This is a genomic window from Ensifer sp. R-19, from assembly GCF_049905105.1.
Classification (GTDB): Bacteria; Pseudomonadota; Alphaproteobacteria; order Rhizobiales; family Rhizobiaceae; genus Ensifer.
This window is the reverse complement of record NZ_CP184570.1, coordinates 1942912-1966468: the sequence shown is the minus strand read 5'-3', so window position 1 is coordinate 1966468 and position 23557 is coordinate 1942912. Positions and strand designations below refer to the sequence as shown.

Sequence of the window (23557 nt, the reverse complement as noted above, 5' to 3'; positions counted from 1 at the left end):
GTCAGCCCCGGCAACTGCGACGTCAGCGCCTCTCCTCGCGCGTCAGGAAGAGGAGCGTGCCGCCAAGTTCGGAGATGACGATCTGCCTCACATCCCAGACGAGGATGGAGACCGGTCGCGTCAACCCACCGACAACCGTCTCGCGGCGGCCCGTCGCCTTGTCGAGCCGCAACAGCCGGCCGCTTCCTGACCGGAACCCTTGCTGCTGGTCGTATAGGCCGTGTTCGAGGATGAGCATCTGTCCTTCGTCGTCGAAGGCGATGGCGACCGGTGCGTTCAGGCCCTCAACGTCCGGCCGCACCTCCGTGCGATCGCCTTTCTCGGCCATCGAAACGACCTTTCCGGCAGCGGCGAGGAAGGGAAAGCCGCCGAACAGCGCGACATAGAGGCGCCCCTCGCGAAGCGCGATACCGGTCGGCACGGCGTCGACTTCGTAGCTGTCTTCGCCCTTGAACTCCGTCGGCGAGAGCGTCTCCAACGCGGTCGCCTGTTGCTGCAGGCGGCGGAAGCTCATGATCGTCTGCTTGCGGCCATCGACCCCAAGACGCTCGACACTGTTGCGCGCGGAGTCGACGACGTAATAAGCATCCTCGACGGCGACAAGGTCGAACGGGTTCCAGAAATCGGCGCTGATAACATGGCGTCTGCCGGTACCGTCGATCGCGATGAGCGCATGGTCATAGGGTCCCTCATCGCCGTTTGCGGGCGTCCAGCCCTGGGCGACGATCAGTTTGTCACCGACGCGAAACACGCGATAGGGACCGGTCGGATCGCCGATCACATCGAGCCCATGGGGGAAGACAGGACCGAACGCATCGAAATCGCCGCCCGGCGTGCGGCGATAGAGCCGGCCACTGGCGAGATCGGTGACGAGCAGAGCCTCGCCATCGCGAGAAAGGCCGGCGAAGGCGGCGCCGGTTTTGCTGAAGCTTTCGAGCCGATAGCCTGGCGCGACCTTCGGCTCGGCAGCGGCACCTGCTGCCAGAAGCAAAAAGGCGACGAGGATCGTCATCTGCCGGAACGGACGCATCGGAAGCCGCCATTGGCCGAGAACCGGAAATCCGGATCATAGGCCAAACGATAGGTTGTGGTAAGATGCGCGGGATCGCTGTTCCAGGACCCGCCGCGCAGTACGCGATACGATCTGCCACCCATGGCTCCCTTGGGTTCATGGGGCACATAGAGATCGCTGGTCCATTCCCAGACATTGCCGATGAGATTGAGCACCCCCTCGCCGCTCGCGCCGGCGGCAAATGACATCGCCGGCGCGGTCATCGGATAGCCGTCGCTCGCATCGCCGGAGCAACAGATCGTCGTGCCGGCATTGACCCGCCGATAATCCGCCGGCGCCATGCCCCAAGGGAACGCCAGTCCCTCGGTTCCGCGCGCCGCTCTTTCATATTGCTGCTCCGACGGAAGGGTGAGGACGTAGTGACGGCAAAAGGCATCGGCGTCCGCCCAGCTTACGCCGACGACAGGATGATCGTCCAAACCGAGAAGCGGGTGACCGGCATAGAAGGCGGGGCGATGACCCGTCGCAGCCACGAAATCCTGATACTGACGATTGGTGATTTCGGTGCGGTTGATCGCAAACGCACCGCCTAGCAATTGCCGACGCGGACGTTCGTTGTCCGGGCCATTATCGCGACCGAAGACGAAGGTGCCGGCGGGAATATCGACGAGCGGATTGCCGGTGATCGGGCCGTCATCAGCGACGGCAGCCCCTGCCGCAAACGTGATCGCGACGACTGCGGCCGCCAACCGGAAATCAGAAGTCGACACGACGCTGAGACTCGCCATCGAAGAGAAACACCCGGTCGGCCACGACCTTGATGCCGATCGGCTGGTCGATCTGGCCGGCGAAATTCTTGTCTGCACGCAAAGTCAGCAATTGAGCGCCGAGCCGCAGGCTGACCAGCGTGTTCTCGCCGGTGAGCTCGACCGAATAGATCGGCCCAACCAGATTGACATCGGCGTCTGCGGCGCTCGTTGCCTGGACATCTTCCGGGCGAACACCGAGGACGGCGCGGGGAACGGTCGCCTGGCCAAGCCCGCCGACCCTGAAGCCGGCGCTTGTGAACACTCCGTCGCGTGCCTCCCCCGGGATGAGGTTCATCGGCGGAGAGCCGATGAAGCCGGCGACGAACAGCGTGCGCGGATTGCTGTAGATTTCCCGCGGCGTTCCCAGTTGCTCGATCACACCCTTGTTCATGACCGCCACCCGATGCGCCAGCGTCATCGCCTCGATCTGGTCATGCGTAACGTAGATCGTCGTGACCTGCAACTCGTGCTGAAGATGTTTCAGCTCCGCGCGCATCTGGGTGCGCAGCTTGGCGTCGAGATTGGAGAGCGGCTCATCCATGAGAAAGACGCGCGGCGTGCGCACGATCGCACGGGCGAGCGCGACGCGCTGGCGCTGGCCGCCGGAGAGCTCCTTCGGCAGGCGGGAGAGCATGGTCTCGAGTTCCACCCGGCGTGCGACCTCGGCGATACGTTGCTTGCGTTCCTCCTCAGGCACTTTGCGGATCCTGAGCGGGTAGCCGATATTCTCCTCGACGGTTAAATGCGGATAGAGCGCATAGGACTGGAAGACCATCGCCACGTCGCGGTATTTCGGCAGCACGCCATTGATGCGTACCGCATCGATGAAGATGTCACCCGATGTCGCCTCCTCGAGACCGGCAACCATGCGCATCGTCGTGGTCTTGCCGCAGCCGGAAGGCCCGAGCAGGACCAGGAACTCCTTGTCCCGAACCTCCAGATTGAAGTCGGCCACCGCGACGAATTCGCCGAACTTCTTGGAGACGTTGTTGAACGTGACGGACGCCATCGTCTCACCCCTTGACCGCCCCGAGAGACAGCCCCCGGACGAGATGCTTCTGAACGATGAAAGCGAAGATGACGATCGGCACGCAGGCCATGAAGCCGGCGGCGCTGATTTCCCCCCAATAGGTCTTGTACTGCGTCACCCGCCCGGCGATGCCGATCGGCAGCGTCTGCGACTGCTCGGTGAGCGTGATGATCAGGGAAAGCAGGAACTCGTTCCAGGAGATGATCAGGCAGAAGATGGCCGTCGCCGCAAGCCCGGGCCTGGCGAGCGGCAAAGCGACATGGAGGAAGGCGCCCCAGCGCGTGTCGCCGTCGACAATCGCCGCCTCTTCCAGTTCGACCGGCAGGTCCTGGAAATAGCTCTTCATCATCCAGGTGGCGAACGGCAGGTTGAAGGCTGTGTAGGCGATGATCAGCGCCGACTTCGTGTTGAGCATGTCGAAGTAGTTGAAGAACAGGTAGAGCGGGATGATGCTGACGATCGGCGGCATCATCCGCGTCGACAGTATCCAGAAGGAAATCTGCTTACGCCATTGCCAGGGATAGCTGAAGCGCGCCAGCGCATAACCCGCCATCGTACCAAAAACCACGGAAACGATGGTCGTGCCGGCCGCGACGAGGAAGCTGTTCAGCGCGTAACGCAGGAACGGTCGCTGAATGAAGGCTTCGTCATAGTGCTTCAATGTCGGGTTGCGCGGCAGCCATTCGGGCGGCACGGCGAAGATATCGATGTCGAACTTGAACGAGTTCGCGGCGATCCAATAGATCGGGAAAAGCGTGAACACCAAGGCGACGAGGATCGCCAGATAGGCGGACAGGCGGATGAGCCATTCTCTGGTGCGGCTGCGTGTGGGGAGGGTCGTCGTCGCCATATCGTCAATCCGCCAGCCGCATGCGTTTCATGAACCAGGTGCTGAGAACGATCGTCACGAACAGGACGAACAGCGATATCGCCGCCGCGTAGCCGGGATCGGCGAAGCGGTAGGCGACCTGGTAGATATAGAGGCTCAGAACCTTGGTGCGATCGGCGGGACCTCCTCCCGTCAGGATGAAGACGAGATCGAATAGGCGCAGCGCATCCATGACGCGCAGCAGCAAGGCAATGGCAATCACCGGTTTGAGGAACGGCAGCGTCAGGTCCCAGAACTGCCGCCAGGACGAGGCGCCATCGAGCGCGGCCGCCTCGTAGGGCTCGACCGGGAGACTTGCCAGCCCCGCCAGCATCAGAAGGAAGATGAAAGGCGTCCATTGCCAGACGTCGGCAACGATGATCGAAAACATCGCAAGGTTCACGTCGCCCGCCCAGGCCTGCAGTGGAAGGCCGAGACGGAACATGATTTCGTTGAGGACGCCAAACTGTGGCTCGTAGATGATCTTCCAGGTGATCGCGACGGCGATTGGCGGCAGCATCATCGGGATCATCAGCACAGTCTTCAAGAAGGTGAGCCGGCGAATGAACCGATCAAGAAGCAGCGCCAGGCCGAGACCGAGCACGAACTCCACTGACACGGAAACGATGGTAAAGACTGCAGTGTTGCGCAGCGCGGCGTGAAATTGTGCATCGGTCAAGAGCCGCGCAAAATTGCCTGGACCGACGAATTGCCAGGGCAGGTCGGGATTGGGGCTGATCTTGTGGACCGCCGCATAGAACATGTAGAGGCTGGGGAAGATCGTCAGCGCCAGAAGGATGAGCATGGTCGGCGCCAGCATCAGGTAGCGCAGGTGCCGCTCGGTCCAATGTTCGAGTGCGCCACCCAGTCGGAGCGACGCCGCCGGTATGCCTTTGCCGGGCTTCAACATCGATTTCTCCCGCAGGCGCTGTCCATACAGACCTCAAGTGCGACCCCACCGGACCGATGCCGGTGCGGCCGCGAGAGTAGGGTCTGTGGCCCCGCCGATATATGCCTCCGCCTATTTAAGGCCGGTGATTTCTTCGACCGCTGCCTGTGAGTTCTTCAGCGCTTCCTCGGGCGTGATCGTGCCCGCGACCACCTTGGAAAGCTCGATGCCGAAGGCATTTTCGATCTCCGGCCACTTCGGATGGCGCGGCCGTGGCGTCGAGGCCTGGATCGCCTCCATCAGCACCGGGTAGTGGCGGAATTTCTCCTGCTTGGTCAGTTCCGGGTCGGTAAAGACCGAGGTCCGCACCGGTGGGTTGCCGCGCTCGGCGGAGATCTTGATCTGCTCGGGCGAAGTCGCCCACAGCATGAAGTCGAAGGCTTCTTGCTTGTTCTTGGAGGCCGACATGATGCCCATGGTCCAATGGCCGATTTCCGAGCTGCCCGCTTTCGTGCCCGCCGGGATCGGGCTGTAGGAGATCTTGCCGACCATTTTCGATTGGCTCGGATCCTCGAAGGTCGCAACCCAGTTCGGCCAGTTGATTGACGAGGCGGCGGTGCCGGCGGCAAGCGCAGTGCCCACTTCGTTGGCGTTGTAGCTCTCGATCCCCTTTGGCGAAACGTCGCGGAGCGCCATGAAGGTCTTCATCGCGGCCGCGCCTTCCGGCGTGTCGATCGTCACCTTTGTGCGATCCGCGTTGAACATATCGGCGCCGTAGGACCAGAAGATCGGCATGAAGTCGGCCACGACCGGGTTACCCTGACCGCCGCGGAAGACATAACCGAAATAGCGGCCGCCGCCGTCCTTGGTCAGCGCCTGGCTCGCCTTCAAGACGTCATCCCAGGTCTTGGGAGCGTCGACGCCGGCTTCCTTGTACTTGGCGGCGTCATAGAAGAACATCTGGGCGTTTCCCACATAGGGCAGGCAAACATAGGGGCCGGTATTGTAAGGGTTGCGGCAGATCGCCAGCGACTTCGACAGGAAGTCGGTGTCCGGCCCCTCCAGGCCCGCTTTCTTGAAGTATGGTGTCAAATCCTCGAGATGTCCGTTCTCGGCGAAAAACGGAATCCACGGGTCATCCATCAGAATGATGTCGAATACGCCGGATTTGGTTGCCCCTGCATTGGCTCCCTGTTCGAAGACGTTGGCATAGGGCGCCTGCACGATCTCCACCTTCGTGCCCTTCATCTTCGAGTAGTCGTCGGCAGCAGCCCTAAGGCCGTCCCCCTCGCTGCTCGATGGCACGAGGACCGTGAAATCGGCCCAAGCGGCTCCGTTGATCGCAAGCGCGGACGCCGCGGCAGCCAAGATGAGAAACAATTTGCGAACCATCATACACCTCCCAATCCGAGTTTCGGTCAATGGTCGACTTTGCGGACGGCCTGACCTGGTCCGGCATGGTGGAGACACTGCCTCGACATCCACGAACGACTGAACTGCGAGATGAAACGGAGGCCGGCATCTCCTAAGCCGGCTGTTGCTCCCGCGATGAGTTTATCACATCGAAAGCCTTATTCAGAGAGGTTGTATTAGTATTTACTGTTATTTGAGATTGCCTCAGCGCCAATTCGACAAGGCGCTGATACGCCCATCCGTGGTGCCCCGCCTGATGCGGTCCAGGAATCGCTGGTATCCGGGATGTTCGATAAGCAGCCGCCGGCCGAGGCCCGACAGGAAATCGACATCCTTCGCATCCAATGTCAGTCTGTTGTGGAGCGTCATGATCCGCCGTGCCACCGGCGGGTCGACGATGTCGGTCAAGGCCAGCCGGACGACGTCGACATCGAGATCGCCGCAGTTCCGTTTCGCCCTCCCGTTACCGCAACGCCACTTCACGAACCTGTCGCGCCATGCCGGCAGATGGTTGCGGAAGGCATCGAAACTCTGGAGATTGGGAATGTTGATCATCGCGTCGATGGCCGCGACAATCGCGTCCGGCGCCTTGGGGCTATCGACGGTTTTCGACAGATCCCCTCCGATCCGGGTCGAGGCATCCACGACGATGACGATCACGTGCCTCAAGCGCTGGGCCCGCTCCTCGGGAATGGGTTCGGGTGCAGACCGCACCATCAGATGCAACAGACTCTGTGTTCCGACGCCATCCACCAGACCGCCGTCGTAGAGCTTGAGGTAGTTCAGGTCTTTTGCTGTTTCGTATCGCCGAAGGGCGTCGGCGTACTCGCTTGCGACAAGCGAACCCGCTGCGCGTGATCCGGCAACCGGGGCAGCCTTTTCAGGCAGCGCCTCGCAACCCGTCCGGAAGTTCTGCAAGGTCAAGGGCGCAAAGACGACCGGGACGGCGGCCGAGGCCGCGACAGCATAGGCGAGCGGATAGTCGTCAAAATCGCTGCAAATGGCAGTGAAAGATTCACGGTCGAAGATGAACGGCGCGCGGTTGTAGAGGTCGGTCGCATGGATCACCAGGCGCGGATGGCCCGGGCGCGCCACCGTGCCGAGCGTTGCGCCCTTGAACAGGTTCGCATCAAGCCAGGCGGGCAAGCCGGACCGGTCGTTCACCCCGCCCTGATAGCCGCGCAGGATGTTCCCCGGCGAAAACGACAACCGGAGCGACGCCTCGACGTTTCGCCCGAGAAAGCGCTCGCGGAAGTCGGCGAGGCCTGGGCGGCCGTAAAGTGCGAAGTACGACGCAAGCACCGCCCCGCCAGAAACGCCGGCGACGACGGCAACCTCGTCCGCGAGCTTGCGTCCTCTTACCCCTGGCGATGGCGCCTCCGCCAGAGCCGACAGCACACCATAGCCGAACGCAGCCGAGCGGGCGCCGCCCCCGGAAAACGCAAGAATGATACCCGTGTCGTCGGCATCCGGCGTCGGTTGCTGCAGCGGGACGGCTCCGGTCGTCAATTCCAGCCGCCTGTTCGTCGGCGTCACGTCCGGGCCGACGCAGCCAGCCATGGCAAGCGCGAATGCCAGAACCGCGTACTGCAGAAGCCTTGAGGAATGGATCGCCGCAGCCCACCCCGTGGCTGGGTTGCGGCTGGGTCGATCTCCATGTGCGTGGCGCGAACGCCACCTTCGGTTCCCGATTTTCATGCGTCCTGATCCAGGCCCTTTGGCGATATCTCGCGGAACGCATGCCCACGAGCGATTGTCGCACAGCCTAAGGATCAACATTGAGACAGCATGTCATGCGCCGCGCTCGCAACGAATGATTGTGCAATGCTGGCGATCGGGATTAGCTTGCGGCATCCTACGGAAGGAACGCCCTCTTTGAAGATACCGATCGAACCAGCATTTGCCCCATAGGACGAATGACAGGTTCCCTCAATGAAGCGGCACTACGTTGCGCGCGCGTAACGACATTTGCACGAGGTGAAGCGCAATCATGCGGGTCTTGCTGGTCGAGGATGAGAAGGAACTCGCGGATGCGCTGAGGGCGGCGTTGAGCAATCACAGGATGATCGCGGATCATGCGCGCGACCTCGCCGAAGCGGCCTTGATCCTGCGCGATGCGGTCTACGATGTCATCGTGCTCGACCGCAAGCTTCCGGATGGTGACGGGCTCTCGCTCATCCCCAAGATACGGGCGCGCGGCAACAACGTGCCCGTGCTGGTGCTGACCGCACTCGACGACCTCGCCGACCGGGTTGCAGGGCTCGATGGTGGGGCCGACGATTACATCGGCAAACCCTTTGCCTTTGAGGAGCTGCTGGCGCGACTGCGGGCGTTGGCGCGGCGGCCGATCCCTGTGCAGTCCGACATAGTCACGGCCGGGCGCTTCTCCTTCGACCTCGCGCATTGCGAGGCAAGCGTGGCCGGCACATCGCTGAAAATGCCGCGGCGCGAGCTTCTGGTGCTCGAAACCCTCACCCGCCGCATGGGCCGGATGGTGCTGCGCGCCGCCTTGATGGAAGCGGTGTTCGGCCTCGACGACGAAATCCAGTCCAACGCACTCGACACCCATATCTCGCGCGTCCGCCGCAAGCTGCAGCAGGCGGACGCCGGCGTGATCATCAACGGCATCCGCGGCGTCGGCTACCTCTTGCGGGAAGGCTCATGAGCGGCAGCGCTTCGCATTCGTTCAAATGGCGTCTCGTCGGCTGGCTGGTGCTGTTCGAGACGGTCGCGACCCTGGTCGTGATCGCCATTGCCGTCGGTTTGCTCTGGGTGACCGGCTATCTCATTGACGGCTACGAGAACGGCAATGTCGACGTCTTAAAGGATGCCATCACCCGCAATCAGAACGGCGACCTCGTCCTTCAGGAAACGCCTGACTTGACCCGGTTGCGTCAGCAGGCGGGGAACATCTGGTTCATCGTGCGTGACAAGGAAGGATACAGTCTCTCCGAAGGAGAGGTGCCCGACGCCTTCGCCTTTGCGACCGCCGGCCTCGAGCACATGAACGACGCCCGCTTCAGGCTTTCCCCGGACAAGAACGCGCGCCCGGAAGCCGTTGTCAAATGGCTCGAGTCCCCGGCCGGCAGCGTCCAGATATTCAGCGGCACAGAAGGGGAGCTGACCTTGAGCCGCCTTCTGCTCAGCACGACCGGCGCCTTCCTCACGATCTTCGTGCCGATGCTGCTGCTTCTGGCGTTTGCGACCGTGGTGGTCACGCCGATCGTCGTTCGCAGGATGCTGTCGGGCCTGTCACACGCCGCCTCGCATGCAGCGCATATCGAATATGACCAGCGCGGCATCCAGATGCCGGTCGCGGACGTTCCCTCGGAATTCCTGCCGCTGGTGACGGCGGTCAACGATGCGCTGGTGCGGCTTGATGACGGGTATACAAGACATAAGCGCTTTCTGGCGCAGGCGGCGCATGAACTGCGCACACCGGTCGCCATCCTCGGCGCCCGTATCGCGTCGCTTCCACCGGGACCGGACAAGACCCGACTCAACGAGGACGTGACGCGCCTTTCAATTCTGGCAGGCCAGTTGCTCGACCTCGAACGTCTCGATGCCCAAAAGGACGAGTTCAGGCCCGTCGATCTCGCAGCGCTTGCCGAGCGGGTGATCGTTGCGCTCGCACCACTTGCCTTCGGAGCGGGCTACGAGATGACCTTCGAGGCAGATCAACGCCCTGTCATGGTGACGGGGGACGAAGCATCGTTGGAGCGGGCGCTTACCAATCTCGTACAGAACGCCATCGACCATGGCGGTCGCCGGGGCACGATCACGGTTAAGGTCGACTCGCAAGGTTCGATCGATGTGTGCGACGACGGCGACGGAATACCGCGCAGCGAGACGGACAAGATATTCGAGCCGTTCCAGCGGCTGCGCAAGGACGGCAAGGGCGCCGGCCTTGGGCTCAATCTCGTGCAGAAAATCGCCCATCTGCACGGCGGTTACGTCGATGTCGCCCGCTCGGCGTCCGGCGGCGCTTGCATGCGCATTGTGCTGCCGCTTTCGCAAGGCGTTGAAGCCTAACTGGATGTTTCCTTTAATCGTCTCCGATCAAAGGACAAAAACATGCAGCAATTCAAAGTGCTACAGCGACCTTTGCGCGTCTGATAAGACGCGCGGCGCTGTAGTGAAAGGACAAGCCCCGGAACAGCAGTTCCGGGGCTCGATCGCAGCTTAGCCGGGAGAAAGAGCTAAGCCGCCTGGACCTTTTTCGAAACTCGCGCCCATTCCGGGATCCAGTCGCGATGGGCGACGAGCAGGTCGTCGACGAGCGACCAGATCTGGTCGAGGTCGAGTTCGGCCGCCGTGTGCGGGTCCATCATCGCGGCATGATAGAGGTGCTCACGGTTCTCGGTCACCAGCGCCTGGACCGTCAGTTCCTGAACGTTGATGTTGGTGCGGATCAGCGCCGTCAGCTGCGGCGGCAAGTCGCCGATGAAGGTCGGCTGGATGCCCGATGCGTCGACCAGGCAGGGAACTTCCGCGGCGCAGTTTGCCGGCAGCGAGGTGATGCAGCCGTTGTTGCGGAGGTTGCCGTAGATCACCGAGGGTTCGCCGGTCCAGACCGAGTTCATGATCGAGGAGGCATATTCGTGGCTCTCGGCCACTTCGATCGTCTCGGCTTCCTTGAAGGCTGCCGCCTGCCCCTTCCAGCGCTCGATCTGTTCGACGCAACGCTTCGGATATTCGTCGAGTGGAATGCCGAACTTCTCGATCAGATCCGGACGGCCGTCCTTGATGAAATAGGGCGTGTATTCGGCAAAGTGCTCCGAGCTTTCGGTGACAAAGTAACCGAGCCGCGTCAGCATCTCATAGCGAACCTTGTTGGGGCAGCGCGGGTTCCAGTGGCTGGGCTTCGGAAAACGTCCCTCGCGGTAGCCACGCACCAAATCCGGATAGAGATTGCGGAAGCTGCCGTCGGCCTGCTTGTGTTCGAACGTCAGATAGAAGGCCATGTGGTTGATGCCTGCGGCGCGGTAGCGGATCTCCGACACCGGGATATCGAGATCGCGCGCCAGTTCGAAGGCCGTGCCCTGGACGGAGTGGCAAAGGCCAACCTGGCGGATCGTCGGATACTTCTCGGCGATCGCCCAGGTGTTGATCGCCATCGGGTTGACGTATTGCAGCAGGATCGCGTTGGGGCAGACCTCGAGCATGTCCTCGCAGATCTTCCAGAGATGCGGCACGGTGCGCAAGCCCCGCATGATGCCGCCGACGCCGAGTGTGTCGGCGATCGTCTGGCGCAGGCCGTATTTCTTCGGAACCTCGAAATCGGTGACCGTGCAGGGCTCATAACCACCAATCTGGAAGGCGACGACGACGAAATCGGCACCTTCGAGCGCCTTGCGCTGGTTGGAATGGGTCTCGATCTTGGCTTTGACGCCGAGCGTGCGCACCAGCTTGCCGGCGACGATCTCGCTTTCACCAAGGCGCTGCGGGTTGACGTCCATCAGCGCGATCGTTGCGGCGGACAGGGACGGCCGCTGCAGCACGTCGCCGATGATGTTCTTCATGAAGACGGTGGATCCAGCGCCGATGAAGGTGATCTTGGGTTGTCTGGTCATGGATTGCCTCTGTTTTCTCGTGGTCATGCTGCCACATCGAAGGCGGCTTTAACGAGCCGTTCGGTGTAGGCGGTCTTGGGATTGGAAAGGATTTCGCTCACCGGCCCCTCCTCGACGATTTTGCCATGCTGCATCACCACCACCCGGTGGCAGAGCGCGCGCACGACCTTGAGGTCATGGGAGATGAACAGATAGCTCAAGCCCCGCTCGTCCTGCAGCTTGCGCAGGAGCTCGATGATCTGGGCCTGGACGGAGAGATCGAGCGCCGATGTCGGCTCGTCGAGCAGGATGAATTCCGGCTCGAGCGCAATGGCCCGAGCGATCGCGATGCGCTGGCGCTGGCCGCCGGAAAACTCATGCGGGAAGCGCGACAGGATGTTGCCCGGCATGCCGGCGGCGCTGAGCGCGTCCACCACCCGGTCGAGCCGCTCCTTGCGGTTTTGACCTATGCCGTTGACGACGAGCCCCTCCTCGATGATCTGGCCGATCGACATGCGCGGATTGAGCGAGGCGAAGGGATCCTGAAAGACGATCTGGATGCGCGAACGCAAGGGCCGCATCGCGGTCCGGTCCTTGTCGTGGATCGGGATACCGTCAAAGAAGACCTCGCCGCCATCGGCATTGATGAGACGGATCAGCGCCTGGCCGAAGGTCGTCTTGCCCGAGCCGGATTCGCCGACGAGCCCCAGCGTCTCATGCTTGCGCAGATTGAGGCTCAGCCTGTCGACGGCGACGAACTCGGAGAATTGCGGGCGAAACAGGCCACCCTTCTTCAGCGTGAAGCAGACCTTCACGTCCCGTCCATCAAGCATGATCGGCGCATTGTCGGGCAGCGGCTTGGCGGCACCCGACGGCTCCGAAGACAGCAGCCGTTTGGTATAGGCATGCAACGGGTTGGCGAAGAGCGCAGCCGTCGTGTTGTGCTCCTTCACCTCGCCATACTGCATCACATAGACGTAGTCGGAGAACTGCCGCACGACCGTCAGGTCGTGGGTGATCAGGATCACCGCCATGCCGAGTTCGCGCTGCAGGTCGCGGATCAGGTTGAGGATCTGCGCCTGCACGGTGACGTCGAGCGCCGTCGTCGGTTCGTCGGCGATGAGCACATCAGGATCGTTGGCGAGCGCCATGGCGATCATCACCCGCTGGCGCTGGCCGCCAGAAAGCTGGTGCGGATACTGATTGAGCCGCAGTTCCGGGTCCGGGATCCGCACGTGGCGCAGCAGTTCCAGTGCCCGCTCCATCGCCGCCCGGCGGCTGATCCTGCGATGCGCCCGGATCGCCTCGATGATCTGCGTGCCGACCGTATAGACCGGGTTCAGCGAACTCATCGGCTCCTGGAAGATCATCGCCAGCCGATTGCCGCGCAAGGCGCGCCGCTCGCGCGGCGAGAACTTCAACACGTCCTTGCCGTCATAGTCGATGCGCGATTGCGGAGCGATGGTGGCGCGCTTGGAGAGAAGCCCCATGACGCTGCGCGCCGTCACCGATTTGCCCGAGCCGGACTCGCCGACAATGGCGATGGTTTCGCCACGGTAGAGCTGGAAGGACACGTCCTTCACCGCCTCCACCATGCCGTGTTCGACCTTGAAACGAACAGCGACATTGCGGGCGTCGATGATCGGCCGGCCGTTTCGTTCGGTAAGATCCTTGCGCTCGGCGGGCGCGGCTACGAGGACGTCGATTGTCTCAGTCATGAAGCGTCCTCCTCAATAGGGATCGATGGCGTCGCGCAGACCGTCGCCAAGCGCATTAAAGGCGAAGACTGTGACAAGCACGAAGGCGACGGGCGACAGGATCCAGGGATAGGACCCGATGACGGAATAGGTGGACGTGTCCTGCAGCATCAGTCCCCAGGAAATCAGCGGCGGCTTGACCGCAAAGCCGAGGAACCCGAGGAAGGATTCCAAGAGCACCACCTGCGGGATCGACAGCGTGACCGCGACGATCACATGGCTCATCACGTTCGGCAGGATGTGCTGGAAGATGATGCGCCGGTCGCTGGCACCGACGGCGATCGCCGCCCGCACATAGTCGATGCGGGCGAGTGCCAACGTCTTGCCGCGCACCTCGCGTGACATCTGCGCCCAGCCGAGCGCCGACATGACGATGATGACGAAGGCGAGGAAGACATTGGTCGGCGCCGTCACCGGGATCAGCGACGTCAGCGCCAGATAGAGCGGCAGTTGCGGGAAGGCGAGCACCAGCTCGACGAAGCGCTGGGTCCAGACGTCGAAGCGGCCACCAAAGTAACCCGACGCCATGCCGACGGTGGTGCCGACGAAGGTCACGATCGATACCACGATCAGCGCGATCATCAGCGAGATGCGCGATCCGACCAAAATTCGCGAGAGCACGTCGCGGCCGAACTTGTCGGTTCCGAGCAGATGCACCGGCGAACCATCGACCGCGCCAAAGAGATGCCGCTCGGCCGGGATCAGGCCGAAGAGGCGGTAGGGCGCGCCCTTGATGAAGAAGCCGAGGATCTGCGGATTGTCGTAATCGGGGCCGATGATCGGCTGAAAGGTGATCGGGTCAAGCTCCGTGCCCTCGCTCAGCGGGTAGCTGCGCGGCGGGAAGACGAAGTTGCCGTCCTTGTCGGCAAAGCTGATCGCCTGCGGCGGCGCGAAGGCGACACCCGTTGCCTTCGGATCGACCGGCGACAGGAAGTCGGCAAAGACCGCCATGAAGATCAGCAGGCCGACGAGGACCAGCCCGAGCATGCCCGTCCAGGAGCGTTTCAGCCGGCGCCAGACGAGCGCCTGGTAGCTTTCATTGTGCTGCTCGTGCTTGGGCTCGACAACGAGCGGAAGGGTTGTCTCAATCTCGACGGTCATGCCGGGGCTCCTCCCAGACGCACGCGCGGATCAAGTGCTGCGAGCAGCATGTCGGCGATGATGTTGCCGAGGATGAGGGTGGCCGACAGCACCAGCATGAAGGTGGCGGTGACATAAACGTCGCCCACCCACATCGAGCCGACGATGGCCGGACCGACGGTCGGCAGCGCGAAGATGATCGCGGTCTCGATCTCGCCCGTCAGCATATAGGGCAACACGACGCCCTGATACATGATCAGCGGGTGCAGGGCGTTCGGAACCGCGTGGCGCATGACCACGGCCCCTTCACTGAGGCCCTTCGCCCGGGCGGTTTCGACATATTGCGCGTTCAGCGTGTCGAGCAGATTGCCGCGCATCACCCGCATATTGTAGGCGAGCCCGCCAAAGGTGGCGATCGCCACGACCGGCCAGACATGTTTGACGAGGTCGACGAACTTGTCCCAGGACCAGGGCGCGCCGCCGTAGCGGGCCGAGTGGAAGCTGTTGATTTCGCTGACATTGAAGTGGAAGACGAGGATATAGACGATGATCAGCGCCATCAGGAAGCGCGGCACCGTCATGCCGAGAAAGGCAACCGTCGAAAGCAGGCTGTCGATCCAGGAATATTGCCGGGTGGCGGCGATAATGCCGAAGGAAATGCCGATCACCGACGCGAGGATGTGGCAGACCAGCGCCAGCGCCAGCGTGCGCGGCAGGCGCTCGCCGACGACGTCGGCAACCGGCTTGTTGTAGTAGAGGCTGTGGCCGAAATCGCCACGCGTCAGGATGCCGGTCATCCAGTTGACGTATTGCACCGCCATCGGCTGATCGAGCCCATGCTCCTTGCGATAGGCCTGGGCCTGGGCTTCCGCTTCCTCGTAGGACGCGCCGCCCTGGTTGATCAGCTGCGAGCGGATGTAATCGCTATAGTCTCCGGGCGGGGCCTGGATGATGGCGAAGGTCGCTACGCTGAGGACAAGCAGCACCGGAATGGCAGAGGCGATGCGGACAAGCAGAAACCTGAACATGCCGTTTCCTTCTGTCGGTTGGGGTGATGGGAGCGCTCCTCCGGCCTGCGACCGGAGGAGCTGCGTGGCATCAGTTGCTGAGGCCCTTCTCGCCGGGCTTGCCCGGAAGCTGTTCAGCAAAGAGCTCGAAGTCACCCTGCTTGTCCGCGGGCACGAAGAGGCGTTCGCGCATGATCGTGTCCTCCGCCCAGTTGAACATGAAGATCGGAGCGCCGGTCGGAACGTTGGCGAAGCGCTTGTTGATAATCAGCGCCCCCGGGTATTCGGTAAGCCCGATCGTATCGAGGTTTGTTGTCGCGATCTTCTGATATTGCTTCATCAGTGCGACACGCTCTGCATTGTCGTTGCTGGCGATGAACTTGTTGATGGTATCGACAAGCTCCTGCTCGAACGGCATCAGATCGACCTGTCCACCCTCCGGCGCGCGGTGATGCCAGCTAGTGCGCGGACCCGTTGCGCCAAGCTGCGGCGTGTTCTGCACGACGGACGCATATTCCGGGCCGTTTCGGTGAACCATCCAGTCGAAGCGGCCGGCATAGTTCGTCGCATCGCGCTGTTTGCCGTCGAGCGAATTCAGCACGACCCGAAGGCCGAGCTTTTCCATCTGCCCGATGATGCCTTCGGCGAGGTTGCGGTCTGTCGCGTAGCTGTTGTCGATCAGAAGCACGATCTCGACGTCTTGACCGCCGGCCTTTCCGGTCGGGAAGTTGACGAAGCCGTTGCCGTCCGTGTCCTTGAGTCCCGCTTTTTCGATCAGAGCCTTCGCGCCATCGAGGTCAAAGGGATAATAGACGGTCGACTCCCGGTCATAGAAGCTGGTGCCAGAGGAAAGCCCGCCCGGATAAATCGCGGTGAAGGGACCCTTGACCAATGCTTCGCCGAGCTTCTTGCGATCGACCGCCATGGTCACCGCCTTGCGGAAATCCTCGTTGCGGTTGAGTTCGCGCACGGCCTGAGCCCGCTCGTCCGGCTCGCCCCAGCCATTGGCCGAGAAGTTCATGTGCAGATTGTAGCCGATGAGGCGCGGGCCGAAGGCAAGCCGAGCGGGCGCCGTGTCCTGGGCGGCGCGCTTCAGCGACTCGACGAAGTTTTCCGGCTGCTCCAGGTTGGAAAGATCGGCGGAACCGGCGATCGCCTGCACGTCGCGGTCGGCCCAGGTCGAGAGCTTGTAGTGCAGCTCGTTGACATAGGGCAGCTGGTTACCGGCTTCGTCCACCTTCCAGTAGTAGGGGTTGCGGCGGAGCACGATGATGTCGTCGGGGCGGTAGGCGACCGGCACCCAGGCGCCCATGACCGGGATGTTCATATATTCCGGCGGGAAGGCGTTCTTGTACTGGTCGTAGGTCGTGCCGGCATACTTCGGATGTTTGGCTTTGAGAATATGCGACGGGCCGGGGCAGAAGGTGCCATAGGCCATGGCATAGAGATGCTGACGCGGGAAGGCCTCCTTGAAGGTCCACTCGACGGTGTATTGGTCGATCTTTTTCAGCGTCGTTCCGACGCCGAAGGTCTCGGGCGTCGCGCCGTTCAGCGGAGATACATTCGGGTCGAGGACATTGTCGTCCCAGTAGAACATCACGTCATCGGCGTCGAAGAGGTCGCCGTCCGACCATTTCGCACCCTCGACGAGATGCATCGTCAGCTTGTGGCCGTCGGCCGACCAGTCCCAGCTCCTGGCAAGGTTTGGCAGCGGCTCGACGTCGTTCGCTTCCACCTGGAAGAGTGGTGCGGTGCGGGTCAGGCATTCCGACATGCCGATGTCGATGCCGCCCCAGCCCTGGCTCTGGCCGGCCGAGTAGTTCCAGCCTTCCGGGCGGCCGCCGATCACGTGGCGCAGCGTGTCGCCATAGACGCCGACGCCATCGGGCATGTTGCCGGTCTTGAAGACCATCGGCTCCTTCGGCAGGCGCTCGGCAACCGGCGGCAGCTTGCCGGCCTTGACGTATTTTTCGGTGACCCAGGCCGGCTCCTTGTATTCCGGCAGCGCCTTGAACTCGGCAATCGAGTCGCGCGGCACATAGGTGATCTTGCCCTGGGCCGGGAATGGCGGCTGCTCGGGCACGACTGATGGATCGGAGGCCGCCGCGTTAAGCGCGAAGGTCGAGATGCCGACGAGCAGCAGGCTCGCCATTTTCGTCAGTCTGTGGCTGGTCATTGGCTCAGATTCTCCCTCTTTTCGCCGCGCCGAAGCGTGGCCTCCTCCTTGAAAGTCTGCAGTTGTGGCAGCGCATGCCCGCGTCTCCTCACGCGGGCATGCGCTGCAATCGGTCAGCCGGCGGCGCGGGCCGCCTGCCGTTCGGCACGCAGTTCGTCGAGCGAACGCACCTGGCGCCGCGCGGCACCGTTCCAGTCGCGGGTCTTGACCGTGGCGCGGCTGAGGCGCTCCTTCGCGCCGTCGATGGCGTGGGCGTATTGCGGCAGCCACTGGCCTTGAGCGACCACCATCTCGTCGACCATCTGCCAGACCTCCTCCGGCGTGCAGATCGCACCGACCAGCGGATCGTGCAGCATTGCGAGCTTCAAAAGGTCGAGATCGCCCGTAACAGCCGCATGCACCGACATCCGCTGCACGTTGATGGAGGAAAGGCAGGTGGCGGCACAGGCTTCCGGAAGCGTGATGCCCGAGACCATGTTGATGCCGAAGCGGTCGACGAAACCGGGGGATTCGATGATCGCATCAGCCGGCAAGTTGGTAATGACACCTGAATTCTTGACGTTGAAGTGGCCGCGATAGACACGCCCCGTCTCAAGCGCTTCCAGAATGTGGCTCGCATGTTCGTTCGAGCGCTTCTGGTGATCGAGCGGTTTTCCGGCGGCTTCCAGGAATTGCGGAAACTCGGTCTCGAACCAGTTGCGGGTTTCCGTCGAATACCTGAGATAGCCGCCGGTTTCGCCGTGGATCCAGTCCGACATGTCGATCCATCGGCTGATCTCTTCCGGGCGCTTGCGGTACCAGGGAAGATATTCGGAGAGATGGCCGTTGCTCTCGGTCGAGTAGACGCCGAAGCGCTTCAACACGTCGATGCGGAGCTTCTCCTGTTGCGAAAACACCGGGTGCGCCTCGAAGGCGGCGACGAGTTCGTCCTTGCCTATTCTGCGGCCCTTGAGCCTGACGTCGACGAACCAGGTCTGGTGGTTGATACCGGAGCAGATGTAGTCGAGTTCACCCTCGCCGGCGTTAAGGATTTCGGCGATCTGCTCGCCGCCGTGCTGGACGCCATGGCAGAGACCGACCGTGTCGACCTTGCCGTATTCGATCGCCGCCCAGGTGTTCATCGCCATCGGGTTGGCATAGTTCAGGAACCTGGCACCCGGTTCTGCGACCGCGCGGATGTCCTTGCAGAAATCGAGAATGACGGGGATGTTGCGCTGGCCGTAGAGGATGCCGCCGGCGCAGATCGTATCGCCGACGCATTGGTCGACGCCGTATTTCAGCGGAATGCGGATGTCGTCGGCATAGGCTTCCAGACCGCCGACGCGAACGCAGCTGATGATGTAGCGGGCGCCTTCCAGCGCCTTCAGCCGATCGGTCGTCGCCGTCACCTTCGTCGGCAGGCGGTTGACCTCGACGATCCGGTCGAGGATCGCCTTGATCATCTCCAGATTGCGGGCGCTGAGATCTGTCAGCGCCACCTCGATATCGCGCAGTTCCGGCACGGCGAGAATGTCGGTGAACAGTTTCTTGGTGAAGCCGATGCTGCCGGCGCCGATGATGGCGATCTTGAAACTTGCCATGCCCTTTTCACTCCTCCTGGACTGCGCGCTCTCAAGCGAAGGGTAAAATTAATTCAAAAATCCTGACCCGCCGCCTGTGCAACCTGACCGCGGATCCGTCTTTCCATTCGATTACAAGAGCCGACTGTTGCGCGATTGGCCGTCATTATGTGTATAATCGCCGACCCCGCCAGAGCGGTATTGTGCTTTCATGGGTAATTTTATGCTGCACGATTTGATCAATAATGGCCCGATCATGCGAACGGTTTCGCTGCCGCGGGGGCGCCAGAGCCTGCACACGATGCCTACCAGCACCGGCTATGAAGTCCGCACCAATGCCACCTATGACTGGGACGGGCGGAAGCGCGGCAATACGCCGTTCACGGTGCTGCAGCACACGATCGCGGGTGCTGGAAACCTGCGCTACGAGAACCGGACCTATCGGGTGCGCGAGGGCGAGACGCTGCTTTTGCTCGTGCCGCACAATCATCGCTACTGGCTGGAAGACGGCGGGCGCTGGGAGTTCTTCTGGATCTCGATGAACGGCGACGAAGCCTTGCGCGTCCATCGCGCGATCCTCGCCGTCACCGGCCCGGTTTTGAAGCTGCAGCCGGAAACGATCGAGCATCTGGCTGACTGCAGCCTGCGGCTGATCCGCGGCGGCGAGACGCCCGGACGCGCTTCCGCGATCGCCTATGAGGCGGCGATGGCGCTTTATGACGACGTCTTCGGCTCGCACCCGGTGTTCAGCCATGAGCACAGGACGATGCACCGCGTCGTCGACTACATCATGAACAACCTGCAGAGCCCGCTCCCGGTGGAGGAACTGGCGCGCGTCTCGGGCTTGAGTCGCGCGCATTTTTCGCGCGTCTTTGCCGCCAGCGAAGGCATGGCGCCAGCGGAATATGTTTTGCAGAAGCGATTGCAGCGCGCCGTGAAGCTTTTGACAAAGACGGCGAGCCTGCAGGTCAAGGAGGTGGCGATCCTCTCAGGCTTCGAAGACCCCAACTACTTCGCCAAGGTCTTCCGCCGGTCCTTCGGCCTGAGCCCGACCGAGTTCCGCACGACCGGCATGTATGCCAGCGTCGCCGCCGGCTCCGTCGAAGAGCCATCCGAGGACATTGGCGATAGGGCGCCATCGGACTAACGCCCCCCCGCAGACGCGGCGGCACCGGGTTTCAGCGCTGGTACCACCGCGCAGAGAAGCAATCTTACGCCGTCAACACGTCCTCGATGTGGATCGGCAGCGAGCGAACCCGCGTCCCCGTCGCATGGAACACCGCATTGGCAATGGCAGGTGCCGTTCCGACCAGGGCAATTTCGCCGAGGCCTTTGACGCCGAGGGCGTTGACGTGCGGGTCGACCTCGTCGACGAAATGCGCGTCGAGCTCGGGGATGTCGAGGTTCACCGGCATGAGATAGTCGGCCATATGGGCGTTGACCGGCCGGCCATCACGGCTATCCAGAACCGTGCGTTCCATCAGGGCCATGCCCATGCCGCCGATCATGCCGCCGGTGCACTGGCTGCGGGCGAGAAGCGGATTGACGACCCGACCAATGCCATAGGCGCCGACGATGCGGCGCACACGGATGGTGCCGACATCCGGATCGACAGCGACCTCGGCAAAGACGGCACCGAAGGAATGCATCGAATAGCGCTCGGCAACCTCAGGATCGCGCTGGGCCGAACCGTCCGCCTCGATCGGCGCGCCGGCTTTGGCGACGATCTCGCGATAGCTGATGCCCGTCGTTTCGCCGCGGCGCCGCAGCCGCCCGTCGCTCCACTCGAGTTCCCCGGCCGCAACATTGTAGAGCGGCGACGCAGAATCGGCCGTGGCGAGACGCGAGACCTGCGCCTGCGCCTCGATGCAAGCCGCCTGGATGGCCGACCCGACCGAAGCCATGGTCCAGGAACCGCCATGCGATGGGGTCTGCGGGTAGCTTGACCGGCCGAGCCGGAAGCGGATCCGTTCCGGTGGCAGCCCAAGCGTCTCGGCGGCAACCTGGGTCATGGACGTATAGGTCCCCGGCCCCATATCGCTCGCAGCCGCCTCGACCTCGACCGTGCCGTCGGCAAGCAGCCGCACCCGGGCGTTGGCCGGCGCATGGAACGCCGGGTAGGTGGCGGTGGCCGCGCCCATGCCGATCAGCAGCCGCCCGTCACGCATCGAGCGCGGTTCGGGCGTGCGCCGGGCCCAGCCGAAACGCTCGGCACCGAGCGCGTAACATTGCATCAGCGAGCGGCTCGAGAACGGTTTGTTTTCCGCTTCGTCCTTCTCGGGCTCGTTGCGGCGCCGAAGCTCGATCGGGTCGATGCCGAGCTTGTAGGACAGCTCGTCCATCGCGCTTTCGAGCGCGAAGATGCCGCTCGCCTCTCCCGGCCCGCGCATGTGATTGGGTGTGCCGGTGTCGAGTTCGGTCAGCCGGTACTGGGTGCGTACGTTCGGGCACGAATAGAGGTAATCCGTGACTGCGGTCAGCGCCTCCATGAACTGCTCGTAACGGCTGGTCTCGCCGGTGCCTTCGTGAACAACACCGGTGAGCTTGCCGTCGTTGGTGGCGCCCAGCGCCACGCGCTGAAGCGTGCGCGGCCGGTGGCCGGTGGTGAAGAACATCTGCTTGCGGGTGAGCACGAGCTTCACCGGCTTGCCGACCTGACGGGCGGCGAGTGCCGCCAGCGTCACATGCGGCCATGTCCTGAGGCTCGTTCCAAAGGCACCGCCGATAAAGGGACAGATCACCTCGATGTTTTCGACCGGCATGCCGAAGACTGCAGCGATCTCCGCCTGCTCGTTGACGAGATACTGGCTCTTGCTCCACAGCGTCAGCCGGTCGCCGCTCCAGGCGGCGATGGTTGCGTGTGGCTCCATCGGATTGTGGTTTTCCCGCGCCATCTCATAGGTGGCATCGAGGGTGACAGGCGCTCCTGCCACCGCTTTGTCGGCGTCGCCGCGCGCCCGGTCGGGAGACACGCGTCCGCGTGTATCGGGGACAATGCTCTCCGCCTTCGGATCCATCGGGTCGACGAGCGGCGGCCGCGCCTCATAGGTCACGCGGAGTGCTGTGGCGGCGCGCTCGGCATGATCGAGCGTGTCGGCAACGACGAGCGCAACCGGCTGGCCATAGAAGCGCACGGTATCGTCCTGCAACACGTGCAGCCGCTCGCCGGTCGCGGGGTCGATGCCGGCCTTGTGCGGCAGATAGGCCAGCTTCTCCGCATTGCGGTGTGTGATGAGCGCGACGACGCCGGGCATGCGCTCGACCTCGGCAGCCTGAATTCCGGTGATGCGGCCAAGACCGACGGTGGCGCTGACGATCACCGCGTAGAGTTGACCCGGCTGGTTGAAATCGGCGGCATAGCGCGCCCGACCCGTAACCTTGGCCCGGCCGTCGACGCGGGTCATTGGTTTTCCAATGGTGCTGACGGTCATGCGACTTCTCCTGCCATTTCGAGTGCCCGGACGATCGTCCGTGGCAAGAGTTCGACCTTGAAGTGATTGTGCTGCAACGGCCGCGCGCCCTGTGTTGCCAGATGCGCCGCTGCCTCGAATGCCGGCCTTTCCAAACGCTTGCCGACGAGGGCCGCTTCGCAATCGCGCAGGCGCCAGGGTCTCGTCCCGACGCCGCCGACGGCAAGGCGAGCCTCGCGGATCACGCCGCCTTCGACCGAAAGTGCAGCGGCAGCCGAAACGAGGGCAAATTCATAGGAGGCGCGGTCACGAACCTTGAGATAGCGCGCACGGCGACTGTACGGCCCTCCGGGCACACGCAGTTCGACGATCAGCTCACCGGGCAGCAACGTGTGCTCGAGATGCGGCGTATCTCCGGGTAGCCGGAAGAGTTCTTCGATCGGAAAGCTGCGTTCGCCCTCAGGCCCCCGCACCCGCATCGTCGCATCGAGCGCCACCAGTGCGACGGCGACGTCGGAGGGATGCGTCGCAACGCAGTGCTCGCTGGTGCCGAGGATCGCGTGACCGGCGTTCAATCCGTCGATGGCGGCGCAGCCGGAGCCGGGCGTGCGCTTGTTACAGCCGGCGTCCAGCATGCGGAAATAGGGACAGCGCACCCGTTGCAGCATGTTGCCGCCCATCGACGCCATGTTGCGCAGTTGCGGCGAGGCGCCCTCAATCAAGCTTTCGGCGATCAATGGCTGCAGCCGTTGGACGTTGCGATCGGCCGCGACTTCGGACATGCGAGCCAGCGCGCCGATGACGAGGTCGTCGCCCTCAACGCGGATACCGCCAAGCGGTAGCGCGTTGATGTCGACGAGCCGTTCCGGGCGCTCGACCTCTTCGCGCATCAGGTCGACGAGCGTGGTGCCGCCGGCAATGTAGCGCGCGCCGCCGGCGGCCGCCGCAATCGCCGCTTCGGCACTCTCAGGTTTTTCCATCGTGAAAGGAAGCAT

The 23557-nt window shown here is 62.9% G+C and carries 18 protein-coding genes; 3 read left to right on the top strand and 15 right to left on the bottom strand.

Going from position 1 to position 23557, the window contains the following annotated elements; translation table 11 throughout:
• Positions 1-22 precede the first annotated feature (22 nt).
• From ACN9MO_RS28295 to ACN9MO_RS28265, 7 genes are all read right to left on the bottom strand, one after another.
• Positions 23-1030 (bottom strand): ScyD/ScyE family protein, encoded by a 1008-nt coding sequence (locus ACN9MO_RS28295; RefSeq protein ID WP_113132516.1) that lies wholly within the window; start codon positions 1028-1030, stop codon positions 23-25.
• Entirely contained in the window at positions 1009-1782 is a 774-nt protein-coding gene (locus ACN9MO_RS28290) for a formylglycine-generating enzyme family protein (protein WP_309239035.1), read from the bottom strand. Before ACN9MO_RS28290 ends, ACN9MO_RS28295 begins: the two co-directional genes overlap by 22 nt.
• Entirely contained in the window at positions 1769-2830 is a 1062-nt protein-coding gene (locus ACN9MO_RS28285; protein WP_113132517.1) for a sn-glycerol-3-phosphate ABC transporter ATP-binding protein UgpC, read from the bottom strand. The genes ACN9MO_RS28290 and ACN9MO_RS28285 overlap by 14 nt, the downstream gene beginning before the upstream one ends.
• 4 nt (positions 2831-2834) lie before the next feature.
• Complete coding sequence (locus tag ACN9MO_RS28280) at positions 2835-3701, bottom strand: carbohydrate ABC transporter permease (RefSeq protein WP_057251899.1); 867 nt, start codon at positions 3699-3701, stop codon at positions 2835-2837.
• A gap of 4 nt (positions 3702-3705) precedes the next feature.
• Complete coding sequence (locus tag ACN9MO_RS28275) at positions 3706-4629, bottom strand: carbohydrate ABC transporter permease (protein ID WP_057251900.1); 924 nt, start codon at positions 4627-4629, stop codon at positions 3706-3708.
• 111 nt (positions 4630-4740) lie between these two features.
• Positions 4741-6000 carry an ABC transporter substrate-binding protein gene (locus ACN9MO_RS28270; RefSeq protein WP_057251901.1) on the bottom strand — a complete coding sequence of 420 codons (1260 nt, stop codon included), beginning with the start codon at positions 5998-6000 and terminating at the stop codon, positions 4741-4743.
• Positions 6001-6225: 225 nt separating this feature from the next.
• Positions 6226-7719, bottom strand: a complete 1494-nt coding sequence (locus tag ACN9MO_RS28265; RefSeq protein ID WP_162733641.1) for a patatin-like phospholipase family protein — start codon at positions 7717-7719, stop codon at positions 6226-6228.
• A gap of 292 nt (positions 7720-8011) precedes the next feature.
• Between ACN9MO_RS28265 and ACN9MO_RS28260 the strand changes: the two genes are divergently transcribed.
• A complete protein-coding gene (locus ACN9MO_RS28260) occupies positions 8012-8686 on the top strand; it encodes a response regulator transcription factor (RefSeq protein WP_057251903.1) in 675 nt (224 codons plus the stop codon).
• The gene (locus ACN9MO_RS28255; RefSeq protein ID WP_057251904.1) at positions 8683-10053 is read left to right on the top strand and encodes a sensor histidine kinase; all 1371 of its coding nucleotides are present in this window, start codon (positions 8683-8685) and stop codon (positions 10051-10053) included. Before ACN9MO_RS28260 ends, ACN9MO_RS28255 begins: the two co-directional genes overlap by 4 nt.
• 167 nt (positions 10054-10220) lie before the next feature.
• Here ACN9MO_RS28255 and ACN9MO_RS28250 read toward each other — a convergent pair whose 3' ends face one another.
• The 6 genes from ACN9MO_RS28250 to ACN9MO_RS28225 form a co-directional block, all read right to left on the bottom strand.
• Positions 10221-11594, bottom strand: coding sequence for an alpha-glucosidase/alpha-galactosidase (locus ACN9MO_RS28250; RefSeq protein ID WP_057251905.1), 1374 nt, complete (start codon positions 11592-11594; stop codon positions 10221-10223).
• 23 nt (positions 11595-11617) lie between these two features.
• A complete protein-coding gene (locus tag ACN9MO_RS28245; RefSeq protein WP_057251906.1) occupies positions 11618-13291 on the bottom strand; it encodes an ABC transporter ATP-binding protein in 1674 nt (557 codons plus the stop codon).
• Between the two features lie 12 nt (positions 13292-13303).
• Positions 13304-14431: an ABC transporter permease gene (locus ACN9MO_RS28240; protein WP_058322815.1), complete on the bottom strand. Its 1128-nt coding sequence runs from the start codon at positions 14429-14431 to the stop codon at positions 13304-13306.
• On the bottom strand, positions 14428-15438 hold the full coding sequence (locus ACN9MO_RS28235; protein ID WP_058329707.1) for an ABC transporter permease: 1011 nt from the start codon (positions 15436-15438) through the stop codon (positions 14428-14430). Before ACN9MO_RS28235 ends, ACN9MO_RS28240 begins: the two co-directional genes overlap by 4 nt.
• 70 nt (positions 15439-15508) lie before the next feature.
• Positions 15509-17593 carry an ABC transporter substrate-binding protein gene (locus tag ACN9MO_RS28230; RefSeq protein WP_057251909.1) on the bottom strand — a complete coding sequence of 695 codons (2085 nt, stop codon included), beginning with the start codon at positions 17591-17593 and terminating at the stop codon, positions 15509-15511.
• Between the two features lie 113 nt (positions 17594-17706).
• On the bottom strand, positions 17707-19173 hold the full coding sequence (locus tag ACN9MO_RS28225) for an alpha-glucosidase/alpha-galactosidase (protein WP_057251910.1): 1467 nt from the start codon (positions 19171-19173) through the stop codon (positions 17707-17709).
• 190 nt (positions 19174-19363) lie between these two features.
• Between ACN9MO_RS28225 and ACN9MO_RS28220 the strand changes: the two genes are divergently transcribed.
• On the top strand, positions 19364-20299 hold the full coding sequence (locus ACN9MO_RS28220) for an AraC family transcriptional regulator (RefSeq protein ID WP_057251911.1): 936 nt from the start codon (positions 19364-19366) through the stop codon (positions 20297-20299).
• A gap of 64 nt (positions 20300-20363) precedes the next feature.
• Here the strand turns inward: ACN9MO_RS28220 and ACN9MO_RS28215 are convergent, their stop codons facing one another.
• Together ACN9MO_RS28215 and ACN9MO_RS28210 are read right to left on the bottom strand one after the other, a co-directional pair.
• Positions 20364-22583, bottom strand: coding sequence for a xanthine dehydrogenase family protein molybdopterin-binding subunit (locus ACN9MO_RS28215; protein WP_112996273.1), 2220 nt, complete (start codon positions 22581-22583; stop codon positions 20364-20366).
• Positions 22580-23557, bottom strand: coding sequence for an FAD binding domain-containing protein (locus ACN9MO_RS28210; RefSeq protein WP_057251913.1), 978 nt, complete (start codon positions 23555-23557; stop codon positions 22580-22582). Before ACN9MO_RS28210 ends, ACN9MO_RS28215 begins: the two co-directional genes overlap by 4 nt.